Origin of the sequence: Rhodopseudomonas sp. G2_2311, assembly GCF_047501505.1 — a bacterium.
GTDB lineage: Bacteria > Pseudomonadota > Alphaproteobacteria > Rhizobiales > Xanthobacteraceae > Rhodopseudomonas > Rhodopseudomonas palustris_H.
Genome location: NZ_JAZDRK010000010.1, coordinates 133,043 through 159,034, shown reverse-complemented (window position 1 = coordinate 159,034; position 25,992 = coordinate 133,043). Strand labels below are relative to the sequence as shown.

Sequence of the window (25,992 nt, the reverse complement as noted above, 5' to 3'; positions counted from 1 at the left end):
TGTTCGTTTTGGCTCACATCAGATGCACGGCGTGCGGCGCGAACAGGCCGATCGCCATGAAGCCGAGGCCGCCGATCGCCAAGAGGCCGGACAGCCAGGCCAGCACCATCATGCCGGTGATGATCGTCGCCGATGCCAGCACGATGCCGATCTGGAAGGCCGCCGAGGCGACTTCGTAGTGATGGTAGCGAGCCATCGCCAGGTCGCGATCATGTTCGGCATGCTTGGCGCGCTCGGCGAGCTGTTCGGAGCCTTCGCCGGTCTCCGGTTCGGAGCGATAGCGCGCCGCGGTCTTCTGCCAATCGTCGATTTGCTTTTGCAGCGCCGCCTTGGTGGCCTCGTCCGGCACGGTGCCGAGGCTGAGCCGCGCGTGTTCGGATACCGCCTGCACCGTGGTGCGACGGATGCTCTTGGCCTGGAAGAACGCCCACAAGTTCGAGGCTTCGACGTTCTTGGCGAGAGCTTCGGTCTGCGCACCTTTGCCGAGCGTTTCGGAGAACGCCAGGAACAGCGCGATCACTGAAATCAGCAGCGCGATGCCCTTGTTGGAGCCCGATGCATGCTCGGCATGCTCCGCGTGCTCCATGCTTTCGTGCGCCCCCATCGTCCGGAATCTCCTGTCACAGCAATCATTACGCCTGCGTCGAGCAGGCCTTGTAGCACCGCGATCTTGTCAGTTGGATAAATGGCAGGGTCAAGGCCGCCGGCACCGGACTAACAGCTTAGCCGAGGCGCGTCCGCTGCTCAGGCCCGGGGATGGGCGCTGTTATAGACTTCCAGCAGCCGCTCGGTATCGATCCCGGTATAGACCTGCGTGGTCGACAGCGAGGCATGACCGAGTAATTCCTGGATGGCGCGCAGATCTCCGCCGCGGCTCAGCAAATGCGTCGCAAACGAATGCCGCAGCGCGTGGGGCGTCGCGCTGTCGGGCAGCCCGAGTCCGCCGCGCAGCCGCTCCATCGCCAGCTGAATGATTCGCGGGCTGAGCGGTCCGCCGCGGGCGCCGACGAACATCGGCCCATCGGGCGGCAGGTTGTAGGGGCAGGCCGCTGCATACTCCGCGATCTGCTGGAGCACGTTTTGCAACACCGGCACCATCCGGGTCTTGTTGCCTTTGCCGTGGACGATCAGGGTGTCGCCCTTGCCGGGCGCTGGCACGTCACGACGCTTCAGGCCGAGCGCTTCGGAGATACGGAGACCCGAGCCATACAGCAGCGCCATCACGGCGGCATCGCGAATCAGCACCCAGGTCTCGCGCTCCTCGCCGGCGCGCTCGTCGGCGTCAGCAAGCCGCTTGGCGGCCGCGATCGGCAACGGCTTCGGCAGGCTCTTCTTGATCTTCGGCGCCCGCACCGAGGCCAGCGCACCGACCCGGCCCTTGCCTTCGCGTTCGAGAAAACGCCCGAATGAACGCAGCCCCGCCAGCGCGCGCATCAGCGAGCGGCCGGCGATCTCGTCCGCCCGTCGCGCCGCCATGAAGGCGCGGACGTCGGTCGCCTCCAACCGCGCGAACCGGCCAAGCGTGACTTCGCCGCCCCAATGCTCGGCCAGGAATTGCAGAAACTGCCGGACGTCGCGCGCGTAGGCTTCCAGCGTCTTGCCGGACAGCCGCCGCTCCGCCCGCAGATGCGACAGCCATTTCGCCATCTCGGCGGTAAGATCGGCGGCCGCACAGGAGAGTTCGAGCGGGGGTGGGGCGGGCTGTGAATTGGGCATATACTTCTGCTGACCGGTACGGGGCCCTCCCCGTCATTGCGAGCGAAGCGAAGCAATCCAGAAGCCTCGCAACGTGGCGTGGATTGCTTCGTCGCTGCGCTCCTCGCAATGACGGGAGTGTCCGTCGATCATAGCCGATTTCCTTTCCCATTGATGAAACCGGGCTTTGGCGGCACACCGGGCCGATGGATGATTTGCCGACCAGCAGCCCGGCCTCCCACGCGCCTGCCAGCGTTGTCGACGTGCTGGTGCCGGTCGCGATCGACCAAGCCTATTCGTACCGGGTGCCGCGCGGCCTTTCGCTGAAGCCCGGCGACGTCGTGGCGGTGCCGCTGGGCGCTCGCGAAGTGCTCGGCGTGGTCTGGGCGGAGAATCCGAATCCAGACCCGCGGCTGCACAACCGCCTCAAGGATGTGGCTGAAAAGCTCGACGTGCCGCCGCTGCGCGACGAGCTGCGGCGGATGGTCGACTGGGTTTCGACCTACACGCTGTCGGCGCGCGGGATGGTGCTGCGGATGTGCTTGCGGATGGGCGAGCATCTCGGCCCGGAGCGGCAGCGCCTGGGCGTGCGGCTGGTCGGCTCGCCGCCGCAGCGGATGACGCCGGCACGCCGGCGCGTGCTGGAGATTTTGTCGGATGGGCTGCTGCACGGTAAATCCGACCTCGCCAAGGAAGCCGACGTCAGCCCCGGCGTGATCGACGGACTGGTCGACGAGGGCACCCTGCAGGTCGAGCCGATGCCGCGTGAGAACCCGGCACCGGAGCCCGATCCGGATTTTGCGCCGGCTGACTTTTCACCCGAGCAGGCCCGTGCTGCCGAAACCATGCGCGGCCTGGTGACCGCCGGCGGCTTTCAGGCGGCGCTGATCGACGGCGTCACCGGCTCCGGCAAGACCGAAGTGTATTTCGAGGCAGTCGCCGAGGTGATCCGGCAGGGCCGGCAAAGCCTTATCCTGATGCCGGAGATCGCGCTCACCGGGCAGTTTCTCGAGCGCTTCGCCCAGCGCTTCGGCGTGCGGCCGCTGGAGTGGCACTCCGAACTGACCCCGCGGACTCGCGCTCGAAATTGGGCGGCGATTGCGGCGGGCGAAGCGCGTGTCGTGGTCGGCGCGCGATCGGCACTGTTTCTGCCTTACGCCGATCTCGGGCTGATCATCGTCGATGAGGAGCACGACCAGGCCTACAAGCAGGAAGACGGCGCGCACTATCACGCCCGCGACATGGCGGTGGTGCGGGCGTCGATTGCCAAAATTCCGGTCGTGCTGGCGTCGGCGACGCCATCGGTCGAGACCGAGGTCAACGCTCGCAAAGGCCGCTACACGCGGATTCCGCTGCCGTCACGGTTCGGCGGACAGCACATGCCTCAGATCGAAGCGATCGATCTGCGGCGCGAGCCGCCGATGCGCGGCCGCTTCATTTCGCCGCGGCTCGCCGAGCAGATCGGCTTTGCGATCGAGCGACGCGAACAGGCGCTGCTGTTTCTCAATCGCCGCGGCTATGCGCCGCTGACGCTGTGCCGCGCCTGCGGGCATCGCTTTGCCTGCACCATCTGCGACGCCTGGCTCGTCGATCACCGCTTCCGGCAGCGCCTGGTGTGCCATCATTGCGGGTTCTCGATGCCGCGGCCGCCGGCTTGTCCGCATTGCGGCGCCGAGGGCTCGTTGGTCGCTGTCGGGCCCGGCGTGGAGCGGCTGCAGGAAGAGGCGGCGAGCCTGTTTCCCAATGCCCGCACCATGGTGCTGTCGAGCGATCTGATCACCTCGATCGAGACGATGCGCGCCGAGCTGAACGAGATCGCGGAGGGGCGTGTCGACATCATCATCGGCACCCAGCTCGTCGCCAAGGGCCACAACTTCCCGCGGCTCAATCTGGTCGGGGTGGTCGATGCCGACCTCGGCCTGTCCAACGGCGATCCGCGCGCCGCCGAGCGCACCTTCCAGCTGCTTAATCAGGTGATCGGCCGCGCCGGCCGCGATCAGGGGCGCGGCGTCGGCTTCCTGCAGACGCATCAGCCTGAGCATCCGGTGATGAAGGCGCTGGTCGCCTGTGACCGCGAGGCGTTTTACGCCAGCGAAATCGACATCCGGGAGCGCACGCTGTACCCGCCGTTCGGCCGGCTCGCGAGCCTGATCATCTCGGCCGGCGACCGGCCGACCGCGGAAGGCTTCGGCCGTCAGCTCGCCAGCGCTGCGCCGCTCGATGAGCGGGTGCAGGTGTTGGGCCCTGCCGAAGCACCGCTCGCGGTGATCAAGGGGCGCTATCGATTCCGGCTGCTGGTGAAATCGGTGCGCGGCTTCGATCTGTCGAACTACTTGCGCTCTTGGCTCGCCAAAGGACCCAAGACCAAAGGTAATCTGAAGCTCGAAGTCGACGTCGATCCGCAAAGCTTTCTGTGATCTTCAGCGTCGCCCGGACGACAAAAGAAAAGCCTGCCGTCATTGTCGACGGCAGGCTTTTGTCACGTGACGTCAGCGCGGCGTGCGGCTTGTTGCCGAACCAATCCGGACGTCAGGTGTTATATCTGCACAGGAAGCAGAACCGCTTCGCGGTTACATCACTTCCGCAACGACCCGGCCGACTCCCCGGCTGGTCAGGCCGATCGCGCGCGCAGCGCCGGTCGACAGGTCGAGAACACGGCCGCGAATGAACGGCCCGCGATCGTTGATGGTGACGACGACGCTACGGCCGCCATGGGTAACACGCAGCTTGGTACCGAACGGCAGCGTGCGGTGCGCGGCGGTCATCGCGTTGGCATTCATGCGCTGGCCCGACGCGGTGCGGCTGCCGGACTCATTGCCGTAGTACGAAGCCATACCGGAGAAGCTGCGGCCACCGCCGCTCTCCACCGACGCATTGGCCGAGCGCCAGTCGCTGTGGTGGCTATGGTGGTGGTGGCGGTGATGCCGGCTCTTCGCCGAGGCCTCGCCTACCGATCCGCCAAGGAAGACAGAGGCGACGATCATCGCCGCGGCCGCAGCCGGCCCGGTGGTGAGCAGCGCCGGTGTTTTCTTTCGAACCATATCCTATCCTTAAGTCGAGTATTGCCCCATATGCGGCAAGTGGAACCCCCGTCCCTATGTTCGCGGTCGAACGAGTGGCCTTGTAATGAGGCTGAATATAGGCGGTCAATCCTCCATATTTCGCGCTGCAATATTTGGTGATCCTTCGCAGTACAACGCGGTACTCTGATATTAACAACTATTTTACTTCTCGAATACTTCGAGTGCTTGTCGGATACTGAATTACGAAGTTTTCATGAACGCTGATGGCGAATCACACAAGTAATCGATCGTTAAGGCTGAGTGCGTGCGTCGACGGCGGTACTGCAACCCCAAATAGAGAAGTTGCGACCGGCGGGATTAGCCCCATGCGTGGCGCGAAGGGGCTCCGAGCCCGTGCTTGGCGCCTGCGAGGTTCCTCTCCGGCTTAGTGGGGAGGCTTAGCGGGCAGGTCTTTCCGCCCTCGCGGCACATCCAGTCCCAGGTCCGTTCTGTCGTCGAACGGTGTGCTCACGACTGATGTGATGCGTTCTGTCGGGCGCCTCGACGATTGATCTGCAACAAGGCGCCGCGGGCTCGTGCCATCGTGTTGCACCTGCGCGCGCGCTATGTTAGCAAAGCCGCGATTTTAAAGGCCGCCGGACCATCGTGCCGGTCAGAAATCGAAGTCCAGCTTGAATTCCAAGGGCTTAAATCGGGGGCGCCGCTTCGTGGCGACGGTTTTTTCCTTGGCCATTTGACAGCAAGAAGAGCGCGCTCGTGGCATCTGAAGATCCATCGGTTTCCGGAGTCTCCGGTCGTTACGCGACCGCTTTGTTTGAACTGGCCCGCGACGAGAAATCCATCGATGCGGTGTTGGCCGATCTGGACAAGTTCAGTGCCATGATGGCGGGCAGCCCGGATCTCGTCCGTCTCGTCCGTAGCCCGGTGTTCGCCTCCGAGGTGCAGGGCAAGGCGCTGGCCGCGGTGCTCGACAAGGCGGGCATCACCGGCATCAGCGCCAATTTTCTGAAAGTGCTCGCTGCCAACCGTCGGCTGTTCGTGGTCGCCGATGTGATCCGCGCCTATCGCGCGCTGGTCGCCAAGTTCAAGGGCGAGGCGACCGCCGACGTGACCGTGGCCGAGAAGCTCAGCGACAAGAATCTCGAAGCGCTGAAGGCGGCGCTGAAGTCGGTGACCGGCAAGGACGTCGCCCTCAATATCAACGTCGATCCGGCGATTATCGGCGGGCTTGTCGTCAAGCTCGGTAGCCGCATGGTCGACAGTTCGCTCCGCACCAAACTCAATTCGATCAAGCACGCGATGAAAGAGGCAGGCTGATGGACATCCGCGCCGCGGAAATTTCCGCGATCCTCAAGGACCAGATCAAGAATTTCGGCCAGGAAGCCGAAGTCTCCGAGGTTGGACAGGTGTTGTCCGTCGGCGACGGTATCGCCCGCGTTTATGGCCTGGACAACGTGCTCGCCGGTGAAATGGTCGAGTTCGAGAACGGCACGCGCGGCATGGCGCTCAATCTCGAAACCGACAACGTCGGTGTCGTGATCTTCGGTGCCGACCGCGAGATTAAGGAAGGCCAGACCGTCAAGCGCACCCGTTCGATCGTGGACGCGCCGGTCGGCAAGGGTCTGCTCGGCCGCGTGGTCGACGCTCTGGGCAATCCGATCGACGGCAAGGGTCCGATCCAGGCGGTCGAGCGCAAGCGCGTCGACGTCAAGGCGCCCGGCATCATTCCGCGGAAGTCGGTGCACGAGCCGATGGCGACCGGCCTGAAGTCGATCGACGCGCTGATCCCGATCGGCCGCGGCCAGCGCGAGCTGATCATCGGCGACCGTCAGACCGGCAAGACCGCGATCGCGCTCGACGCCATTCTGAACCAGAAGTCGCTGAACGTCGAAGGCGCGCCGGAGAGCCAGAAGCTGTACTGCGTTTACGTCGCGGTCGGTCAGAAGCGCTCCACCGTCGCCCAGTTCGTGAAGGTTCTGGAAGAGCAGGGCGCGCTGGAATACTCGGTCGTCGTCGCCGCCACCGCGTCGGACCCGGCTCCGATGCAGTACATCGCGCCGTTTACCGGCTGCACCATCGGCGAGTACTTCCGCGATAACGGCATGCACGCCGTGATCATCTATGACGACTTGTCCAAGCAGGCCGTCGCTTACCGCCAGATGTCGTTGCTGCTGCGACGTCCGCCGGGCCGCGAAGCGTATCCGGGCGACGTGTTCTATCTGCACTCCCGCCTGCTGGAACGCGCCGCGAAGCTGAACGACGAGAAGGGCGCCGGTTCGCTCACCGCTCTGCCGGTGATCGAAACCCAGGCCAACGACGTGTCGGCCTACATTCCGACCAACGTTATCTCGATTACCGACGGCCAGATCTTCCTGGAAACCGACCTGTTCTTCCAGGGCATCCGCCCGGCCGTGAACGTCGGTCTGTCGGTGTCGCGCGTCGGTTCGTCGGCTCAGACCAAGGCGATGAAGAAGGTCGCCGGCAAGATCAAGGGCGAGCTTGCGCAGTACCGCGAAATGGCAGCGTTCGCACAGTTCGGCTCCGACCTCGACGCCGCGACCCAGCGCCTGCTGAACCGCGGTTCGCGTCTGACCGAACTCCTGAAGCAGCCGCAGTTCTCGCCGCTGAAGATGGAAGAGCAGGTCTGCGTGATCTGGGCCGGCACCAACGGCTATCTCGATGCGCTGCCGCTCAACAAGGTGCGCGCGTTCGAAGACGGCCTGCTGGCGCTGCTGCGCGGCAAGGAGTCGAGCATCCTGGAAGCGATCCGCACCAGCCGCGATCTCAGCGACGACACCGCTGCGAAGCTCAAGGCGGTGGTCGAGAGCTACGCCAAGACGTTCGCTTGATGCTGTCATGGCCGGGGTCTTCCCCGGCCATCCACGTCCTCGACGTGGCTATTCGACATCGTGGATGCCCGGGGCGAGCCCGGGCATGACGAATGTGAGGTTCGCGGTCGGATCACAGGTCAGATCGCCGGGGTGGACTGAGAATGGCTTCACTTAAAGACATGCGCGTCCGCATCGCCTCGACGAAGGCGACGCAGAAGATCACCAAGGCGATGCAGATGGTGGCCGCCTCGAAGCTGCGCCGCGCCCAGATGGCGGCGGAAGCAGCGCGGCCCTACGCCGAGAAGATGGAAGCGGTGATCTCGAATATTGCCGGTGCCGCAGCGGGCTCGCCCGGCGCGCCGGTGCTTCTGGCCGGCAACGGCAAGGACCAGGTTCACCTGCTGCTGGTGTGCACCGGCGAACGCGGCCTGTCCGGTGCGTTCAACTCCTCGATCGTCCGCCTCGCTCGCGAGCGCGCGCTCGAGCTGATGAGCCAAGGCAAGACCGTCAAGTTCTTCTGCGTCGGCCGCAAGGGGTACGAGCAGCTGCGCCGCAACTTCGAGAAGCAGATCATCGACAATGTCGAGCTGCGCTCGGTGCGTCAGATCGGCTTCGTCAACGCTGAGGACATCGCCCAGAAGGTGATCGCCCGCTTCAACGCCGGCGAGTTCGACGTCTGCACGCTGTTCTACTCGCGCTTCAAGTCGGTGATCTCGCAGATCCCGACCGCCCAGCGATTGATCCCGCTGGAAGTGGCGGCGCCCGCTGCAGGCGCGGTGGCGACCTCTTACGAATACGAGCCGGAAGAGGACGAGATCCTCTCGGGTCTCCTGCCGCGCAATCTCGCGGTGCAAATCTTCCGCGCTCTGCTCGAGAACAACGCGTCGTTCTACGGCGCGCAGATGAGCGCGATGGACAACGCCACCCGCAACGCCGGCGAGATGATCCGCAAGCAGACGCTGGTCTACAACCGTACCCGGCAGGCGATGATCACCAAGGAACTGATCGAGATCATCTCGGGCGCCGAGGCGATCTGACGCGACTTCACAAGGTTTTACGTCCGGTCGATCGACCGTGGACGGGTTTTCGGACTTCAGGGAGACAGTTGAAATGGCTACACCCGCCAATCAGACCGGACGCATCACGCAGGTGATCGGCGCCGTCGTCGACGTTCAGTTCGAAGGGCATCTGCCGGCCATTCTGAACGCCATCGAAACCAAGAACGGCGACAACCGCCTGGTGCTCGAAGTTGCGCAGCACCTCGGCGAATCGACCGTCCGCACCATCGCGATGGACACCACCGAAGGTCTGGTTCGCGGCCAGGAAGTCACCGACACCGGCGCGCCGATCTCGGTGCCGGTCGGCGACGGCACGCTCGGCCGCATCATGAACGTGATCGGTGAGCCGGTCGACGAGCAGGGCCCGATCAAGTCGGAAGGCCTCCGCGCCATCCACCAGGAAGCCCCGGCCTACACCGACCAGTCGACCGAAGCCGAAATTCTCGTCACCGGCATCAAGGTCGTCGACCTGCTCGCGCCCTACGCCAAGGGCGGCAAGATCGGCCTGTTCGGCGGCGCCGGCGTCGGCAAGACTGTGCTGATCCAGGAACTGATCAACAACGTCGCCCGCGCCCACGGCGGTTACTCGGTGTTCGCCGGCGTCGGCGAGCGCACCCGCGAAGGCAACGACCTCTATCACGAGTTCATCGAATCCGGCGTCAACAAGAAGGGCGGCGGCGAAGGCTCCAAGTGCGCCCTGGTGTACGGCCAGATGAACGAACCGCCGGGCGCCCGCGCCCGCGTCGGCCTGACCGGTCTGACCGTCGCCGAGCACTTCCGCGACCAGGGCCAGGACGTGCTGTTCTTCGTCGACAACATCTTCCGCTTCACCCAGGCCGGCTCGGAAGTGTCGGCGCTGCTCGGCCGTATCCCGTCGGCGGTGGGTTATCAGCCGACGCTCGCGACCGACATGGGCGCGCTGCAGGAGCGCATCACCACCACCACCAAGGGTTCGATCACTTCGGTGCAAGCGATCTACGTTCCGGCCGACGACTTGACCGACCCGGCGCCGGCGACCTCGTTCGCCCACTTGGACGCCACCACCGTGCTCAACCGTGCGATCTCGGAAAAGGGCATCTATCCGGCGGTGGACCCGCTCGACTCGACCTCGCGCATGCTGTCCGCCTCGATCGTCGGTGAAGAGCACTACACCACCGCGCGCATGGTTCAGCAGATCCTGCAGAAGTATAAGTCGCTGCAGGACATCATCGCCATCCTGGGCATGGACGAACTGTCCGAAGAGGACAAGCTGACCGTGGCCCGCGCCCGTAAGATCGAGCGCTTCCTGTCGCAGCCGTTCTTCGTCGCCGAAGTGTTCACCGGCTCGCCGGGCAAGTTCGTCGACCTCGTCGACACCATCAAGGGCTTCCGCGCGATCTGCGAAGGCAAGTACGACCACCTGCCGGAAGCGGCGTTCTACATGGTCGGCACCATCGAAGAAGCGGTCGAGAAGGGCAAGAAGCTCGCCGCCGAGGCGGCCTGAGCCGAGAGAGCACGTCATGGCCGGGCTTGACCCGGCCATCCATCGACTCAAATCGTTTCCTGATGGACCCGCGGGTCGAGCCCGCGGGTGACCGCAGAGAGAGCAGCGAGCATGTCCACCTTCCACTTCGATCTGGTTTCGCCCGAAAAGATCGCCTTCTCCGGCGAAGTCGATCAGGTCGACATTCCGGGCGCCGAGGGTGACTTCGGCGTTCTCGCCGGTCACGCGCCGGTGGTGGCGGTAATCCGTCCCGGCATCCTCACCGTGACGGCGGGCGCCAACAAGCAGAAGATCGTGGTCCTCGGCGGCATAGCCGAAGTGTCCGACAAGGGCCTCACCGTCCTGGCTGATGTCGCCACTGCGGCGCCGGACGTGGATCTGCAGGACTTCGCCGCGACCATCCAGACGATGGAGCAGCAGATCCCCGGCAAGGTCGGCGACGAGCTGGACCGCGCGATCGAGCGCCTGGACCACTTCAAGAGCATCCAGCACGAGCTCAACACCACTGCGATGCACTGACGTCGCGACCGAGTGTTCTGAAGTTTCGAATGGCCGGGCATCGTCCCGGCCATTTGCTTTTGAGGCGGCGCTCTACACAGTGGTCATTGCCGGGCTTGACCCGGCAATCCATCTGTTTCCCAAGAATGATGGATGCGCGGGTCAAGCCCGCGCATGACGTACGGTAGTGAAGAAGGCGCCGCAGCTAAGCTTGAGCGGCGGAAAACCGCGAAAAACTCCGCGCAACCTCGCGATACACCTCGCGGCGGAACGGTACGACGAGATCGGCGACGCGATCGAGGCGCTCCCAGCGCCAGGCGTCAAATTCCGGCGGCATACCGTTGCGGACGGCGAGCGGATCGATCTCGGCCTCGCTGCCGGTGAAGCGCAGCGCGAACCATTTCTGGCGCTGACCGCGAAACACGGCGAGGCGGTGGGCTGGGCCGTCGTAAGGCGGGAAGTCGTAGCTGACCCAATCTGTCTCGCCGAGGATCTTGGCGTTGGTCACGCCGGTCTCTTCCCAGAGTTCGCGCATCACAGCGATCCGCGGCTCCTCGCCTTCGTCGATGCCGCCTTGCGGCATCTGCCATTCGAGGCCCGGCAGAATGATCTCCGGGCCGTCGTCGCGAAACCGTCGCCCGATCAGAACGCGGCCGTCGCTGCCAAACAGCGCGATGCCGACGTTGCGGCGATACGGGAGAGACTCGACGGGCGGGCGCTTGGTCACGACGCCATCAGGGCGCGGAAGTAGCCGATGGTCTCCTTGAGGCCGTCGGCGAGCGGCACCTTCGGCTCCCATCCCAGCTCGCGGCGGGCCAGCGAGATGTCGGGCTGGCGCTGGCGCGGATCGTCCGACGGCAGCGGCATCATCACCAGCTTCGACTTCGAGTCGGTCATTTCGATCACCATCTCGGCGAGCTGCCGAATGGTGAACTCGACCGGATTGCCGAGATTCACCGGTCCGATGAACTCATCGCCGCTCGCCATCAGCCTGGCGAAGCCGTCGAGCAGGTCGGTGACGTAGCAGAACGATCGCGTCTGGCTGCCGTCGCCGTAGATGGTGATGTCGTTGCCGGACAGCGCTTGGACGATGAAGTTCGACACCACGCGACCGTCGTTGGGATGCATCCGCGGCCCGTAGGTATTGAAGATTCGCGCGACCTTGATCTTCACCTTGTGCTGACGGTGATAGTCGAAGAACAGCGTCTCGGCCGCGCGCTTGCCCTCGTCGTAACAGGCGCGGATGCCGAGCGGATTGACGTGGCCCCAATAGCTCTCGGGCTGCGGGTGCACGTTGGGGTCGCCGTAAACCTCGCTGGTCGAGGCCTGGAAAATCTTGGCGCGGGTACGCTTGGCGAGGCCCAGCATGTTGATGGCGCCGTGCACCGACGTCTTCAACGTCTGCACCGGATCGTGCTGGTAGTGCACGGGCGAAGCCGGGCACGCGAGATTGTAGATGTCGTCGACCTCGACATAGAGCGGGAAGGTGACGTCGTGGCGCATCACCTCGAATCGGGGCGTACCGACCAGGTGTTCGATGTTGCGCCGCCAGCCGGTGAAATAATTGTCGACGCACAGAACTTCATGGCCTTCGGCCAACAGCTTGTCGCACAGGTGCGAGCCGATGAAGCCGGCGCCGCCGCTCACGAGAATTCGTCGGGACAATCGCATCGCTGGGTCCTGGACAGGGGCGGGTTCGGACGCGCCTCAGTCGCGGGAACGGGTGCCCATTTGGCTCGAAACGCGCGGCCAGACGCGGTCGCGTCGGCCGTTTTCCGCCGCATTGAATGGCAAGAAACCCCATGCTAGGCAAGCGCCGAAACCGTGGCTCGCCGCTGCGAGCGGCTGCCACCGGTTGCGGCGACCGCCGTCCCGGTGGTGTCGCCGACCCACGCGGGCGGCGCGGCGCCTGCTGCGACTTGCGTCAGGCGAATTCAATTCATGACCACGCCCGTCGATACCTCCAAGCTCCGCATCCTCGAGATCGGCGGCGGCTATTTCAAACTGCAATATCCAGAGCGCACCACCTGCCTGTGGACCTGGACCAAGCTGACCGATGATTTCGGCAGGCTCGACGGCTTCTCGACGCCGGACCGCGTGCTGCGCGAACTGCGCGCCGCTGGCCGCGGCGAATACGACGTCGTGGTGGTGAACAGCCTGCGCTATTCGCCCTGGCACCCGCGCTATTGGGCGCGCGGCATCTTCTACACCCCGACCAATCCATGGGCCGCGCTGACCCGCCAATTCGGCCCCAGCGTGTTCCGCTGGGTGAAGTCGCCCGTGCCGGTGGTCGCGGTCGAGATGGACGATCACTTCGCGATCTCGAAGAGCAGCGTCTTCCTGCTCGACCAGGCGAAGGCGTATTTCAAGCGCGAGCTGCCGTGCGACAAATGGCAGGCGCTGGCCGGCACCGTGCATCCGCATCTGCCGACGCTGCGCTATCGCCGCAGCGAGAAGTGGCAGCGCCGGATCGACAAGCTGCAGCCGATCTCGCTGCCGCAATTCCGGTTCGACGCACGTTGGCGGGACGCGCCGTTTCCGGAGAAGACACACGACATTTTCTTCATCGGCTCGGTCGACGGCAATTCCACGGTGCGGCGCGACGGTCTGCCGGAGCTGGAGCGGCTGCGGGCGGCAGGTGTACGGATCGATCAGCCGACCGAGCGACTGCCCTACGACGCCTTCATGGAGCGGATGTCGCATTCCTGGCTGGCGTGGTCGCCTGAGGGTATGGGCTGGGACTGCTACCGGCATTACGAAGCGCCGATCGTGCAGTCGGTGCCGCTGATGAACAACCCGACCATCCTGCGCTACGCGCCGCTGCTGTCGGGGCAGCACGGGGTGTACTACGACATCGAACCGGGCGGGCTGGAGCGCGCCGTCACCTCAGCGCTGGCGGACAAGGACAAGCTGCGCCGCATGGCGCTGGCTGCGCGCGACCACGTCTTCGCCCACCACACCGTGAAAGCGCACTGCGATCATATCCTGCAGACCGCGATGGCGGCGCGGTGATCGATTGAGCTCACCTCGTCATGCCAGGGCTTGTCCCGGGCATCCCCGCCTTGCGGCGTTCGCGCGCTCCGAAGATGTGAATGGCCGGGACGAGCCCGGCCATGACGGCGAGTTGCGCGTTTCGTAGACTTGAAGCCTACACCGCCGCGGCGAGCTGCGAGAATTCCTTGACGACGCGCTCGTAGACCGGCCGCTTGAACGGCACGATCAGCTCCGGAAGATTGTGCATCGGCTCCCAGCGCCAGCTGGTGAACTCCGCCTTGTGGCCGCCGCCGGGGTGGACGACGTTGATCTCGGAGTCCGCGCCGGTGAAGCGGGCCGCGAACCATTTCTGGCGCTGGCCGCGATAGCGACCCTTCCAGGCGCGGCCGGCCACGGTGCGGGGGATATCGTAGATCAGCCAGTCCGGCACCTCGGCGAGCTTCTCGACCGAGTGGACGCTGGTTTCTTCATAAAGCTCGCGCTTGGCGGCTTCCCAGGTGTCTTCGCCGGGATCGACGCCGCCTTGCGGCATCTGCCAGACGTGGGTGTCGTCGACATGTTCGATGCCGCCGGTGCGGCGCCCGATGAAGACGAGACCCTCCCGGTTGATCAGCATCACGCCGACGCAGGTTCGATAGGGCAGGTCTTCGTAGCGGGCCATTCCGTCTGTGCCTTCCGCATCCCCGAGGTTGGGGTGACTCAACTTGATTTTGATTTCAGCATCGCCGTTGTCAATGGCGCCAGGAGGATCCCGCGACTCTCCAAGCTCTTGCTCCAGTTGACAATTCGTTCAATCGTCACCGGAAGCGCAGAAGCCATGCCGACCGCGCTGCCCCGTTCCTTGGCGATGCCCTCCAGCCGCGCCAGCGCCTTGTCGATATCGGCGCCGGCCGGCACCTGATCGATCGTGAGATCGGCCCGCACGAATGGGATCGCGAGCGATTTCGCCAGCGTTCCGGCGACGCTGCGCGGCGCGGTGCCATCATCGAGATAGCCGAGCCCCCGCTTGGCGGCGTCGCGGATCACCGCCTGCATCGCCGGCTCGGTGGCGACGAACCGCGCGCCCATGAAGTTCGACAGGCCGACATAGCCCTGGATCCGGCTGAGATGCCAATTCAGGCGGTCGAGATTCTGCTCCGGTGCGCTGGAGGTCAGCAGCGTTTGCGGTCCGGGGTCGTTGTCCGGATAATCGAACGGCTCCATCGGAATCTGCAGAATGACTTCGTGGCGCTTGGTCCGCGCTTCGGTCGCCAGCTTGCCCGGGTCCGATCCGTAGGGTGTGAACGCCAGCGCCACCGCGGCCGGCAGCTTCATCACCGCATCGTTGGTGCGGGCCGCGCCGATGCCGAGCCCTCCGACCACGATCGTCACCGTCGGCATCCGCTCGGCCTTGGCGCGATCGGCATCGGTTGTCATCGCATAGGCCGAGAACGGCTTCAGCCCGCCGGCCATCACCGGGATCATGCCGTAGCGCGATTGCTCCAGCAGCTTCGGATTGATGCCGTCTGAGGTCGCTGGTCCTGCCGGAGGCTCGCCCTTGTCGGCGCTGTCAGTCCCGACCACGACGTCCTGACGCGTGCCCTTGGAGCCGTCGATGATGGTGATGGTCTTCTGACCGGCGGCCGCATCTTTCGGCTCAGCGGCATCCTTCTTCTCGGCGGCAGCCGGCGGAGCATTCTCCGGCTTGCCGCTTTGATCCTTGCCGGCCTCGGCGGTGGCTTGCTTGGCTTCTTCGGGGCTTGGTTTGATCTCGACCCGCACCACCGGCTCGCCGCCAAAGGGATCATTGCCGAATAGCGCGAAGCCAAGGAACACCAGCAAGAACAGGCCGAGCAGCGCCGCCACCCCTTGGGTGGCGTTGAACGGCAGCCGGTAATGGCGCAGCCGTTGCCACCGGTTCCGCTTCTGACCCAGCGGGGTGCTTAGTTCGTCCGCCGCCACTGCCAACGATCTCCCGAATCAGTCGCAGGCGACGATAGCACGACACAGCCGGAGACCGCCGAGGGACGCCGTGTCAGGACGGGCCGCGCAGCAAAAAGGGCGGCCCGCAGGCCGCCCTTTCAGCAGGTAATCAACCTTGAGCCGAGCGATCAGTTCGCTGCCTTGTTGCCCGCCGGCTTGTCGATTGCAGCCTTGTCGCCGGTGGTCTGCTTGTCGGCCGGAGCCGAAGCGTTGACCTTGATGCCGTGCAGCAGATCGGCGGCGGCCTTCAGCGCCTTGTCGTCCTTGGCTTCCGGCGGCACGTAGGACTGCGAGCCGGTTTTCTCGTCCCCGTCGGCGCCCTTCAGATGGCCGCGCAGCGAGGCTTCGCCCTTGGTGTCGGTCCGGGCCTTGAGGTCGGCCGGCACGTCCTGCATCACTTCGATATCCGGAGTGATGCCCTTGGCCTGAATCGACTTGCCCGATGGCGTGTAGTAGCGCGCCGTCGTCAGCCGCAGCGCGCCGTTGCCGGAGCCGAGCGGAATGATGGTCTGCACCGAGCCCTTGCCGAACGAACGGGTGCCGACCACGGTGGCGCGCTTGTGATCCTGCAGCGCACCGGCGACGATTTCCGACGCGGAGGCCGAGCCGCCGTTGACCAGAACGATCACCGGCTTGCCCTTGGTGAGGTCGCCCGCATGGGCGGAGCGGCGCTGGGTCTCTTCGGCATTGCGGCCGCGGGTCGAGACGATCTCGCCGCGATCCAGGAACGCGTCCGACACCGTCACCGCTTCCTCGAGCAGACCGCCCGGGTTGTTGCGCAGATCGAGGATGAAGCCCTTCAGCTTATCGGCGCCGATCTGGTTGGTGAGGTTCGCAATCTCCTTCTTGAGCCCTTCGGTGGTCTGCTCGTTGAAGGTGGTGATGCGGATGTAGCCGATGTCGCTGTCTTCGACGCGCGCGCGCACCGAGCGGACGCGGATGTTGTCGCGCACCAGCGTGACTTCGATCGGGTTGTCCTGGCCCTTGCGGACGATCTTCAGCCGGATCTTGGTATTGACCGGGCCGCGCATCTTCTCGACCGCCTGGTTCAGGGTCAGGCCCTGCACCGCCTCGTCGTCGAGATTGGTGATGATGTCGTTGGCCAGGATGCCGGCCTTCGACGCCGGAGTATCGTCGATCGGCGACACCACCTTGATCAGGCCGTCTTCCATGGTGACTTCGATGCCGAGACCGCCGAATTCGCCGCGGGTCTGCACCTGCATGTCACGGAAGCTCTTGGCATCCATGTAGCTGGAGTGCGGATCGAGACCGGCCAGCATGCCGCTGATGGCGGATTCGATCAGCTTGGAATCGTCGGGCTTCTCGACGTAGTCGCTGCGCACCCGCTCGAACACGTCGCCGAACAGGTTGAGCTGGCGGTAGGTGTCGGAGGTGGCGGCGCGGGCGGTGGCGCCCATCAGCATCGTGCGAGGTTGGGTGACGAAAAGTGTCAGCGCGGCACCGGTGACGGCGCTGAGGAGGATTACCGAAGTCTTGCGCATCATCCGCGAACCTTCTCGCCTTCATTTGCGGCCCACCATGGGCCTGGATCGATGGGAGTGCCGTCTTTACGGAACTCGACGTAGAGCACGGGCTGACTGGCGTTGGCCGCGAGGATCGAGGCGACCCGCGAGGTCGAACCCATGGTCGCGACCGGCTCTCCCGTGAGCACGAACTGCCCGATATTGACTGAAATGCGCTCCATCCCGGCGATCAGGACATGATACCCGCCACCGGCATTGAGGATCAAGAGTTGTCCATAGGAGCGGAACGGCCCGGCATAGACCACCCAGCCATCGCAAGGTGTTGTAATCTGGGCGCCTGCGCGCGTCGCCAGTGAGATGCCGCGCTCGACGCCGCCAACCCCGTCGGGGCGCCCGAATTCGCGGATCCTGGTGCCGTTGACCGGCAGCGGCAGCATGCCCTTGGCGGAAGCGAACGCGATCGCCGGGCTCAGCCGGCCGGGGTCCTTCAGCGCCGCCAGGTTGGCCTTGCCGGCAGCCGGAGCGCCCTTCTGATCGGCGGCGGCCGCAGCCTTCGCGGCGCTCTTGAGGTCCTGCTCCATCTTGGCAATCAGGCCCTGGAGGCTGTCGACTTGGCGCGACAGCGTCAGCGCCCGGCCGCGCTCGGCCTCCATGTCCTTTTCGACCGTACTTTGTTGCCGCTGCCGCTCTTCGACCAAGGCGGCGAGCCGGGTCTGGTCGGTGGTCAGGTTATTGCGGTCGGCGGCGAGCTGGTCTCGCTCGGCGGCGATCTTCTGGCGTACCGCGATCAGTTCGCCGAGATCGATGGCGAGACGCTCCGCGCGGGTCCGCAGCTCCGGCACCACTGCGCCGAGCAGGATCGCGGTGCGCAGCGACTCCAGTGCGTCTTCGGGGCGCACCAGCAGTGCGGGCGGGGCGCGGCGCCCGGCGCGCTGAAGGGCGGCCAGCACCTCGCCGATCTCGCCGCGGCGGGCGTCCAGAGAGGCGCGGATTTCGGCCTCGCGCGCGTCGAGCGGGCGCAGGCGCGCTTCGGCGTCGCTGATGCGGGTTTCGACCGCCCGCACCTTGGCGGCGACGTCGATCAGTTCCTGATTCAGCTTCGTGCGGTCGGCGCCGATCGCCGCCAGATCGGCCTTGAGCTTGTCCTGCTGCTCGGCGGCGCTCTTCTGCTGCGCCCGCGCCGCTTCCAGCTCCTGCTCATGCTGCTTGATCAGGTCCGCCATCGACGGCGCCGCCGTCGTGGCGGCCGGGGCGGTCTGGGCCTTCGCAGAGGAGATCAGCGCCCCGTTCGGGCGCGCCAAGTCGCCTGCCCACAGGCCTGCAGCGAGCCCGGCGGACAATAGCACCGCTGGCCGCCAGGAGCCGGCAGCCGCAGTGTGCCTCGCAGCCGTGTTGCGCGGTGCATGCATCGGTTCGCTACGGCGTTGGTTACGCACGATGGTAAGGATGTCCCGCCAAAATCGTCGCGGCCCGATAGATCTGCTCCAGCAGCATCACGCGAACCATTTGGTGCGGCCATGTCGCCCCCCCGAACGACATGCTCAGCTTTGCCTTGCGCCGCAATTCAGGCAAAAGTCCGTCTGCTCCGCCGATCACGAAAATAGTACCGGGCACCTGCTCGTCCCGCCAGCGGCCGAGCTGAGCGGCGAAGGCGGTGCTGCCGAGGCTCTGCCCGCGCTCGTCGAGGGTGACCAGCACGGCGCCATCCGGCACCTGAGCGATAATCGCAGCGGCTTCTTCCGCCATCCGGGCCGGCGCCTCGCGGGCGCGGCTTTCGGCAATTTCATGGACATGGAGGCCGCGGAAGCCGAGCTTGCGGCCGAGGTCGTCGAACCGCGCACGATAGCGCTCGGCGAGCTCGCGCTCCGGCCCCTGTTTCAGCTTCCCGACAGCCAGAATCAATAGTCGCATCGGCTCACGCGCCCTTTGCGCGAGAGCCGCGCTACTCATCCGTCAGACACGCGTCATCAGCCGCGCCGACGCCACACGGACTACGATGACTACAGCGTCTTCGCCGGCGCCGGACCTTGGGTCCACAACCGTTCGAGGTTGTAGAACTCGCGGACTTCGGGACGGAAGACGTGCAACACGACGTCGCCGGCGTCGATCAGCACCCAATCGCAGTTCGGCAAGCCTTCGACGTGCGGCGCGGCGATGCCGGCCTGCTTCAGGGCCTTGACGACGTTCTCGGCGATCGCGCCAACGTGACGGTTCACCCGTCCGGTGGTGACGACCACGTAGTCGAACATCGCTGATTTGCCGCGGAGGTCGATGGTCACCGTCTCCTCCGCCTTCATGTCGTCGAGGCGGGAGAGGATCAGTTGCAGCGTCGCTTCCGCATCCGGCGCAGCCTTGAACTGCGATGCATCCGGCGCGATCGCCTCAGGGGTCGGTACTGGCGCAGTCCTGGTTGACGCGGACCGCGAAGCCTTTGCCGCGACCGATTTCGGCAAAGCCGACGTAGACAATACAGAAGTGGTCAGGGACCTTTCCTTTCACTGTATCGTGGGCGCCGACTCCCGGCGCCCACAGGCCATTCTAAAGCAATTTCCAGCAAAGTGGAATCCAGGCCGCCTTGCAGGAGCCGTAAACGCCGCCGCGCCGTCTCGCAAAAGTCACACATCCGATGTGGGGAGCGCCGCGCCGAGAGTCCAGCGAACGCGACCATCATGTCTTCCAGCTTCCGTCAGGGTTCCGCAAAGCGGTCGACGACACCGGCGATTTCAGCCCGGTGAGAAACACCCAGGCGGGCGGCTGGCGATCGGCCAGGGTCGCCGCTTCGTTAGCAGGAATTCGCATTCGCATCAGACGCTGCGCGGCGGGAGCCGCGAGCGCGCGGAGGCTCGTGGGGGGACGGTCGATCACAGCGATCGGGACCTCGGCCGCGATCTGCTGCCACTGCTGCCAGCGATGGAACTGAGCCAGATTGTCGGCGCCCATGATCCAGACGAAGCGAGCGCCAGGACAATGCCGGCGCAGATAGCGGAGAGTGTCTGCAGTGTAGCGGGTGCCGATGACGGCTTCGAGACGACTGACCTGGATGCGCGGATCATCCGCGATCGCCTGAGCCGCGGCAACCCGGGCGTCGATTTCGCGCAGGCTGGAGATATCTTTCAGCGGATTGCCCGGTGATACCAGCCACCACACCCGATCGAGCTTCAGCCGTTTGAGCGCGAACTGACTGATCGCGCGATGGGCCAGATGCGGCGGATTGAACGAGCCGCCGAGCAGGCCGATCCGCATTCCCGGCGTAAACGGCGGAATCGCGCGGCGGGCTGCGGCGAGGTCCGTCGTCACCTCAGCCTCGGCGGCACGGCTGCATCACGGCCGGGTCTGTCCGCTGCCATGGATGCGATACTTGAACGTCGTCAGCTGTTCGGCACCGACCGGGCCGCGGGCGTGGAATTTGCCGGTGGCGATTCCGATCTCGGCGCCAAAGCCGAACTCACCGCCGTCGGCGAACTGCGTCGATGCGTTGTGCAGCACGATCGCGGAATCGACTTCGCTGAGAAACTTCTGCGCCGCTTGCGCATCCTCGGCGACGATCGCATCGGTGTGATGCGATCCGTGGTCGTGAATATGTGCGATCGCCGCGTCGACACCATCGACCAGCTTGGCGGCGATGACTGCGTCGAGATACTCAGTATCCCAATCCTCATCGCTCGCCGGCTTTACCCGGGGATCGACCTGTTGCACGGCCTGATCGCCGCGCACTTCGCACCCCGAGTCGATCAGCATCGTCACCAGCGGGGCGAGATGCGTCGCAGCGGCCGCGCGATCGATCAGTAGCGTTTCGGCTGCACCGCAGACGCCCGTGCGGCGCATCTTGGCGTTCAGCACGATCGACTTGGCCATCTCGAGATCAGCGCTGCGATCGACATAGACGTGATTGACGCCTTCCAGATGCGCGAACACCGGCACCCGCGCTTCGCTTTCGACGCGGGCCACCAGGCTCTTGCCGCCGCGCGGCACGATGACGTCGACCGTTCCATCGAGGCCCGAAAGCAACAAGCCCACCGCCGCCCTGTCGCGGGTCGGCACCAAAGTAATCGCCGCATCCGGCAGCCCGGCCTCGCGCAGACCCTGCACCAGGCAGTCATGGATCGCACGGCACGAGCGAAAACTCTCCGAGCCGCCACGCAGGATCACGGCGTTGCCGGACTTCAGGCACAGCACGCCGGCGTCAGCCGCAACGTTGGGGCGGCTTTCGAAGATCACCGCCACGACTCCGAGCGGCACGCGGACGCGCTCGATGGTCATGCCGTTCGGCCGCTGCCAGCTTTCAGTCACGGTGCCGACCGGGTCGGCGATGCCGCGCACCACCGCGATGCCTTCGGCCATCGCTTCAACGCGCGCGGGCGTCAGCGTCAAACGGTCCAAGAATGCCGACGTGGTACCGGCCGCTTTCGCATCGGCGACATCCTCGGCATTTGCCGCCAAAATTTTGTCGGCACCGGCCCGGATAGCCCGCTCCATCGCTTCCAGCGCGCGGTTCTTCTGCTCCGGCGGCGCCAGCGCCAGGGTCCGCGCGGCGGCGCGGGCCTGCCGACCCAGGTCGGTCATCAGCGTCGTGAGTTCGGCGCTGCCGTCGATGGCTTTGAGCGAGGCGGTCATAGGTTGAGCCCGAAAAATCCGTGGTGCGTCATGTAAATAGGCGGAAAACGCCGGTACGCCAAGCCGGTTGCAGGGAAACCGGGTGATCCCTATCCTTTTGAAATCTGCTCAAGGAGGCTCCCATGGCCGGCAGCTACACCCTCGACGAGCACTCTGCGGCGTTCGTCGACAGTCTGGTCGAAAGCGGACGCTACGAGACCGCCGGCGATGTCGTGCGGGAAAGCCTGCGCCAGATGCAGGCGCGCGAGGCCAAGCTCGAAGCACTGCGCACTGAGATCCAGAAGGGGCTGGACAGCGGGCCGATGGAAGAAGTCGGCGATATGTTTGAGCGCATCAAAGCCGAAGGCCGCAAGCGGCTGGCTGCGGAACGTGACCAATAGAGCGCGTAAAAGTCCGCAGGCCGAGCGCGACATTGCCGCGATCTGGCGCTTCGTTGCCGACGACAATATCAAAGCTGCCGATCGGTTACTGGAACAGATTTAAAAGGTGTTCGACATCCTCGCGCAATCGCCTTTGCTGGGACGAGCGCGCTCGGAGCTCTTACCGGAACTACGTAGCTTCCCATCGGGAAGCTACGTGCTGTACTATGTTCCCTTGAAAGATGGTGTGGCTGTTATCCGTGTCCTGCACGGACGACAAGACATCACCCCTGAAGATTTCAGATGAATTCAGGCCGGCGCTGTCCCGACCACAAGATCGTCGCGATGGATCATCTCGGCCCGGCCGGTGATCCCGAGGATCATCATCACGTCCGGCGACGACCGGCCCTTGATCTTCTCGGCATCCTCGGCGTCGTAAGCGACGAGGCCACGGCCGATCTCATGGGTGTCCGGTCCGCGCACGATCACCGCATCGCCGCGGGAGAACTGGCCGTCGATCCGGATTACGCCGGCCGGCAGCAGGCTTTTGCCGGCGCGCAGCGCGCTGACTGCGCCGGCATCGATCGTCAACGTGCCCTTCGGTTCCAGCGTGCCGGCAATCCAGCGCTTTCGCGCCGTCACGGGATTGGCCGGTGTCAGGAACCAGGTGCACTTGCCACCCTCGGCGATTGCCTTGAGCGGATGATCAATCTTGCCGGAGGCAATCAGCATGTGGGTGCCGGCGGAGGTCGCGATCTTGGCCGCTTCGATCTTGGTGCGCATGCCACCGCGCGACAGCTCCGAGCCCGCCGCGCCCGCCATGCCCTCGATTTCGGCGGTGATCGCTTCCACTACGGGAATCAGCGTGGCGTCCGGATTGCTGCCGGGCGGTGCAGTGTACAGCCCGTCGATGTCGGACAGCAGGATCAGCAGATCGGCGCTCGCCATGGTGGCGACGCGCGCCGCGAGCCGGTCGTTATCGCCGTAGCGGATCTCGGTGGTGGCGACGGTGTCGTTCTCGTTGATCACCGGCACCGCGCGCCATTCCAGCAGTTTGGCGATGGTCGAGCGAGCGTTGAGATAACGCCGCCGTTCTTCGGTGTCCTGAAACGTCACCAGGATTTGGCCGGCGCCGATGCCATGGGCGCCAAGCACTTCGGACCAAGTTCGGGCCAATTCGATTTGCCCGACTGCCGCGGCCGCCTGACTTTCCTCGAGCTTGAGCGGGCCGCGCGGCAGCTTCAGCCGGCTGCGCCCGAGCGCGATCGAGCCGGATGACACCACCATCACGTCGCGGCCGCCACGATGCAGCTCGGCAATATCGGCGGCGAGCGCGGTCAGCCAGCCGGCTCGCACCTCGCCGGCGACCGAGTCGATCAGCAGCGACGAGCCGACCTTGACGACGATGTGGCGGAAATCGTGAAGCTTGGGGCTGGCCATGGAAGATATCGATCACAACGTCGCGGTGCGCAAAGCGGTGCGACTGGCAGGAAGAGGCTCGTTTTGCAGCACCAGGACGGGCCGCGCAAGCCGTGCGAACGGACCAGCAGACCTGCCGCGATCGAGGCCCGGACGGGAGGATTTAGGCGTCCTGCGGCGCCCACGGCTTGGCTTCGGCCGGATTATCGGCGGTGCCGATCGCCTTGTCCGAGACCGGCGCTTCGCCGATCACCGCAACCAAAGCCCGCAGCGCCTCAGGCACGCCCTGACCGGTTACGCTCGATAGCAGCAGCGGTGTCTTCTTGGCGGCGCGCTTCAGCCGGTCCTTCTGCTTCTTGAGTTCGTCCGGTTCGACCGCGTCGATTTTGTTCAGCGCGACGATTTCGATCTTGTCGACCAGCGTCTCGGCATAAGCTTCGAGTTCGCCGCGCACCGTCTTGTACGCCTTGCCGGCATGTTCGCAGGTGGCGTCGATCAGGTGCAGCAGCACCCGGCAGCGCTCGATATGGCCGAGGAAGCGGTCGCCGAGGCCGGCGCCTTCATGGGCGCCTTCGATCAGACCGGGAATATCGGCGAGCACGAATTCGCGGCCATCGCTGTTCACCACCCCGAGCTGCGGATGTAGCGTCGTGAACGGATAGTCCGCGATCTTCGGCTTGGCGGCGCTGACCTTGGACAGGAAGGTCGACTTGCCGGCGTTCGGCAACCCGACCAAGCCTGCGTCGGCGATCAGTTTCAGCCGCAGCCAGATCCAGCGCTCTTCGCCCGGCAGGCCGGGGTTGGCGTGGCGTGGCGCCCGGTTGGTCGAAGATTTGAAATGGGCGTTGCCGAAGCCGCCATTGCCACCCTTGGCCAGGACGAAACGCTCGCCGACTTTGGTGAAGTCGTGGATCAGTGTTTCCTTGTCCTCATCGAAGATCTGGGTGCCGACCGGCACCTTCATCACGATGTCTTTGCCGCCCGCGCCATGGCGGTCGCTGCCCATGCCGTTGCCGCCCTTCTGCGCTTTGAAGTGCTGCTGGTAGCGGTAATCGATCAGCGTGTTCAGGCCGTCGGCGGCTTCGACGATGATGTCGCCGCCGCGGCCGCCATTGCCGCCATTGGGGCCGCCGAACTCGATGAACTTCTCGCGGCGGAACGCCACGCAGCCGTTCCCGCCGTCGCCGGAGCGGATGTAAACCTTAGCTTCATCGAGGAATTTCATGGGTCATCCGTATCGTAAGGTCGGGGGGCCCGGCAACACTTCGATCACCGTCCGCCGCTGCCGCGGTCTGAAAGTCGAAGCGACCCTCCGCCGCCTTGCACCCGCCCGAGTCCCGGGGCGATAAGCGGCGGTCACAACCGTCCGGGCCAAATATGGGGCTGTTCGCCAAAATCACCACCGCGTCCGACCCGCGCACCGCCCGGATCGCCGGCATTCTGCTGATGCTGCTGGCGATGCTGGCGTTTTCGTTCTCCGATGCGGCCGGCAAGACGGTGGTGGCGACCTATTCGGTCGGGCAATTGCTGTTGCTGCGGGCCCTGGCCGGCCTGTTCGTGCTGTCGCCGCTGATCTGGCGCCAGCGCAAAGCGTTTGTGCGGTTGGAGCGGCCGGGGGTGCAACTGGCGCGGATGGTGATCGCGGCCTGCGAAGTCGCGGTGTTCTATCTGGCGGCCGCCTATCTGCCGCTCGCCGACGTCATCACCTTCTATCTTGCCTCGTCGCTGTTCGTCTCGGTCGGCGCCGCGTTGTTTCTGGGTGAGACCATCGACCGGGCGCGCGGAATCGCGATCGTCGTCGGCTTTGTCGGCGTGCTGATCGCGCTGCAGCCGTCGGCCCAGACGATGAGCTGGCCGGCGCTGATCGCGATCCTCGCCAGCGTGCTGTTCGCCGGCCTGCTGCTGCTGACGCGGTTTCTGCGCCAGACGCCCGACATGGTGCTGGCCTCGCAGCAATTCGCCGGAACGCTGCTGCTCGGCCTCGTTCTGGCGCCGTCCGGCTGGATCACGCCGTCCGCGACCGATCTGGTATGGTTTGCGATTTCGGGCGCGGTGTCGGCGGTTGGATTGCTGTGCGTCAACCGTTCCTTGCGGCTGGCGCCAGCCAGCGTCGTGGTGCCGTATCAGTATACGATGATCATCTTCGCCGCCGCGTTCGGCTGGTTGCTGTTCGGTGATGTGCCGTCGCGGGCGACGGTGGCCGGTGTCGCGATCATTATCGCGGCCGGGCTGTATCTCGGCTGGCGCGAGCGCCGCGCGCCGCGGCCGTCCGGGGCGGTTGATTAGTCGCCGACCCGCAGCGCCAATCCGTTAAATCGTTCGCTGAGCACGCGCGCGCGTTCGCGGCGCTCCTCGATCAGCAGCTTGCGCTCGGTCGCCTCGAACGCGTCGAGGTCGGCACGGAATTCATCACGCACGTCGCGGACGGCGACGCTTTGTTCGGTCGAATCGGACATCGGGACCTCCCTGGTCGAACTGACGCCTAACTACACTTGGTTGATGAAGATCGCGTATGCGCGAAGTTGGAAGCGGCGCGATCAGCCGGCGATGGTTAAGCGCCGATTGAACGCGC

The 25,992-nt window shown here is 65.2% G+C and carries 26 protein-coding genes; 10 read left to right on the top strand and 16 right to left on the bottom strand.

Features of this window, described 5'->3' with window-relative positions; translation table 11 throughout:
* Positions 1-13: 13 nt before the first annotated feature.
* Together VRZ08_RS15125 and VRZ08_RS15120 are read right to left on the bottom strand one after the other, a co-directional pair.
* Positions 14-604 (bottom strand): DUF4337 domain-containing protein, encoded by a 591-nt coding sequence (locus tag VRZ08_RS15125; RefSeq protein ID WP_107342438.1) that lies wholly within the window; start codon positions 602-604, stop codon positions 14-16.
* Positions 605-744: 140 nt separating this feature from the next.
* Entirely contained in the window at positions 745-1,716 is a 972-nt protein-coding gene (locus VRZ08_RS15120; protein ID WP_414533064.1) for a tyrosine recombinase XerC, read from the bottom strand.
* A gap of 185 nt (positions 1,717-1,901) precedes the next feature.
* Here VRZ08_RS15120 and VRZ08_RS15115 point away from each other — a divergent pair, with 185 nt between their 5' ends.
* Positions 1,902-4,112, top strand: a complete 2,211-nt coding sequence (locus VRZ08_RS15115; RefSeq protein WP_414533063.1) for a primosomal protein N' — start codon at positions 1,902-1,904, stop codon at positions 4,110-4,112.
* A 153-nt stretch (positions 4,113-4,265) separates the two neighbouring features.
* On the opposite strand, the gene VRZ08_RS15110 is transcribed toward VRZ08_RS15115, so the two are convergent.
* Complete coding sequence (locus tag VRZ08_RS15110) at positions 4,266-4,736, bottom strand: septal ring lytic transglycosylase RlpA family protein (RefSeq protein WP_107353797.1); 471 nt, start codon at positions 4,734-4,736, stop codon at positions 4,266-4,268.
* A gap of 738 nt (positions 4,737-5,474) precedes the next feature.
* Here VRZ08_RS15110 and VRZ08_RS15105 point away from each other — a divergent pair.
* From VRZ08_RS15105 to VRZ08_RS15085, 5 genes are all read left to right on the top strand, one after another.
* A complete protein-coding gene (locus tag VRZ08_RS15105) occupies positions 5,475-6,035 on the top strand; it encodes a F0F1 ATP synthase subunit delta (RefSeq protein WP_346296046.1) in 561 nt (186 codons plus the stop codon).
* Positions 6,035-7,567 carry a F0F1 ATP synthase subunit alpha gene (atpA, locus tag VRZ08_RS15100; protein ID WP_107353796.1) on the top strand — a complete coding sequence of 511 codons (1,533 nt, stop codon included), beginning with the start codon at positions 6,035-6,037 and terminating at the stop codon, positions 7,565-7,567. The genes VRZ08_RS15105 and atpA overlap by 1 nt, the downstream gene beginning before the upstream one ends.
* 143 nt (positions 7,568-7,710) lie before the next feature.
* Positions 7,711-8,586: a F0F1 ATP synthase subunit gamma gene (locus VRZ08_RS15095; protein WP_263990155.1), complete on the top strand. Its 876-nt coding sequence runs from the start codon at positions 7,711-7,713 to the stop codon at positions 8,584-8,586.
* Between the two features lie 73 nt (positions 8,587-8,659).
* A complete protein-coding gene (gene atpD, locus VRZ08_RS15090; protein WP_107342431.1) occupies positions 8,660-10,090 on the top strand; it encodes a F0F1 ATP synthase subunit beta in 1,431 nt (476 codons plus the stop codon).
* Between the two features lie 111 nt (positions 10,091-10,201).
* Positions 10,202-10,609: a F0F1 ATP synthase subunit epsilon gene (locus VRZ08_RS15085; protein ID WP_107353794.1), complete on the top strand. Its 408-nt coding sequence runs from the start codon at positions 10,202-10,204 to the stop codon at positions 10,607-10,609.
* A 184-nt stretch (positions 10,610-10,793) separates the two neighbouring features.
* Here the strand turns inward: VRZ08_RS15085 and VRZ08_RS15080 are convergent, their stop codons facing one another.
* Entirely contained in the window at positions 10,794-11,315 is a 522-nt protein-coding gene (locus VRZ08_RS15080; RefSeq protein WP_414533062.1) for an RNA pyrophosphohydrolase, read from the bottom strand.
* Positions 11,312-12,259, bottom strand: coding sequence for a UDP-glucuronic acid decarboxylase family protein (locus VRZ08_RS15075; protein WP_264075071.1), 948 nt, complete (start codon positions 12,257-12,259; stop codon positions 11,312-11,314). Before VRZ08_RS15075 ends, VRZ08_RS15080 begins: the two co-directional genes overlap by 4 nt.
* A 270-nt stretch (positions 12,260-12,529) precedes the next feature.
* Between VRZ08_RS15075 and VRZ08_RS15070 the strand changes: the two genes are divergently transcribed.
* Positions 12,530-13,600, top strand: coding sequence for a glycosyltransferase (locus tag VRZ08_RS15070; protein ID WP_414533061.1), 1,071 nt, complete (start codon positions 12,530-12,532; stop codon positions 13,598-13,600).
* Between the two features lie 136 nt (positions 13,601-13,736).
* Here VRZ08_RS15070 and VRZ08_RS15065 read toward each other — a convergent pair whose 3' ends face one another.
* The 8 genes from VRZ08_RS15065 to VRZ08_RS15030 all read right to left on the bottom strand — a co-directional run bounded on the left by VRZ08_RS15065 (position 13,737) and on the right by VRZ08_RS15030 (position 21,642).
* Positions 13,737-14,243 (bottom strand): RNA pyrophosphohydrolase, encoded by a 507-nt coding sequence (locus tag VRZ08_RS15065; RefSeq protein ID WP_107342426.1) that lies wholly within the window; start codon positions 14,241-14,243, stop codon positions 13,737-13,739.
* A gap of 38 nt (positions 14,244-14,281) precedes the next feature.
* Positions 14,282-15,523: a divergent polysaccharide deacetylase family protein gene (locus VRZ08_RS15060; protein ID WP_414533069.1), complete on the bottom strand. Its 1,242-nt coding sequence runs from the start codon at positions 15,521-15,523 to the stop codon at positions 14,282-14,284.
* A gap of 149 nt (positions 15,524-15,672) precedes the next feature.
* A complete protein-coding gene (locus tag VRZ08_RS15055) occupies positions 15,673-17,049 on the bottom strand; it encodes a S41 family peptidase (protein WP_107342424.1) in 1,377 nt (458 codons plus the stop codon).
* Positions 17,046-18,437 carry a murein hydrolase activator EnvC family protein gene (locus VRZ08_RS15050; protein ID WP_414533060.1) on the bottom strand — a complete coding sequence of 464 codons (1,392 nt, stop codon included), beginning with the start codon at positions 18,435-18,437 and terminating at the stop codon, positions 17,046-17,048. The genes VRZ08_RS15055 and VRZ08_RS15050 overlap by 4 nt, the downstream gene beginning before the upstream one ends.
* A 19-nt stretch (positions 18,438-18,456) precedes the next feature.
* Positions 18,457-18,939: a 23S rRNA (pseudouridine(1915)-N(3))-methyltransferase RlmH gene (gene rlmH / locus VRZ08_RS15045; RefSeq protein WP_414533059.1), complete on the bottom strand. Its 483-nt coding sequence runs from the start codon at positions 18,937-18,939 to the stop codon at positions 18,457-18,459.
* 89 nt (positions 18,940-19,028) lie between these two features.
* Complete coding sequence (gene rsfS / locus VRZ08_RS15040) at positions 19,029-19,406, bottom strand: ribosome silencing factor (protein ID WP_107346369.1); 378 nt, start codon at positions 19,404-19,406, stop codon at positions 19,029-19,031.
* 289 nt (positions 19,407-19,695) lie between these two features.
* Complete coding sequence (locus tag VRZ08_RS15035) at positions 19,696-20,325, bottom strand: nicotinate-nucleotide adenylyltransferase (protein ID WP_346296042.1); 630 nt, start codon at positions 20,323-20,325, stop codon at positions 19,696-19,698.
* Between the two features lie 24 nt (positions 20,326-20,349).
* Positions 20,350-21,642 (bottom strand): glutamate-5-semialdehyde dehydrogenase, encoded by a 1,293-nt coding sequence (locus tag VRZ08_RS15030; protein WP_107342421.1) that lies wholly within the window; start codon positions 21,640-21,642, stop codon positions 20,350-20,352.
* Positions 21,643-21,764: 122 nt separating this feature from the next.
* Here VRZ08_RS15030 and VRZ08_RS15025 point away from each other — a divergent pair, with 122 nt between their 5' ends.
* Together VRZ08_RS15025 and VRZ08_RS15020 are read left to right on the top strand one after the other, a co-directional pair.
* Complete coding sequence (locus tag VRZ08_RS15025; protein WP_107353786.1) at positions 21,765-22,022, top strand: type II toxin-antitoxin system ParD family antitoxin; 258 nt, start codon at positions 21,765-21,767, stop codon at positions 22,020-22,022.
* 106 nt (positions 22,023-22,128) lie between these two features.
* On the top strand, positions 22,129-22,308 hold the full coding sequence (locus tag VRZ08_RS15020; protein ID WP_414533058.1) for a type II toxin-antitoxin system RelE/ParE family toxin: 180 nt from the start codon (positions 22,129-22,131) through the stop codon (positions 22,306-22,308).
* Between the two features lie 2 nt (positions 22,309-22,310).
* Here VRZ08_RS15020 and proB read toward each other — a convergent pair whose 3' ends face one another.
* The gene (proB, locus tag VRZ08_RS15015) at positions 22,311-23,441 is read right to left on the bottom strand and encodes a glutamate 5-kinase (protein WP_414533057.1); all 1,131 of its coding nucleotides are present in this window, start codon (positions 23,439-23,441) and stop codon (positions 22,311-22,313) included.
* Between the two features lie 142 nt (positions 23,442-23,583).
* Complete coding sequence (gene obgE / locus VRZ08_RS15010) at positions 23,584-24,645, bottom strand: GTPase ObgE (protein WP_414533056.1); 1,062 nt, start codon at positions 24,643-24,645, stop codon at positions 23,584-23,586.
* Positions 24,646-24,797: 152 nt separating this feature from the next.
* Between obgE and VRZ08_RS15005 the strand changes: the two genes are divergently transcribed.
* On the top strand, positions 24,798-25,706 hold the full coding sequence (locus VRZ08_RS15005) for a DMT family transporter (RefSeq protein ID WP_414533055.1): 909 nt from the start codon (positions 24,798-24,800) through the stop codon (positions 25,704-25,706).
* Here the strand turns inward: VRZ08_RS15005 and VRZ08_RS15000 are convergent.
* The gene (locus VRZ08_RS15000) at positions 25,703-25,876 is read right to left on the bottom strand and encodes a hypothetical protein (protein ID WP_414533054.1); all 174 of its coding nucleotides are present in this window, start codon (positions 25,874-25,876) and stop codon (positions 25,703-25,705) included. The two genes, VRZ08_RS15005 and VRZ08_RS15000, sit on opposite strands and share 4 nt — an antisense overlap.
* Between the last annotated feature and the right edge of the window lie 116 nt (positions 25,877-25,992).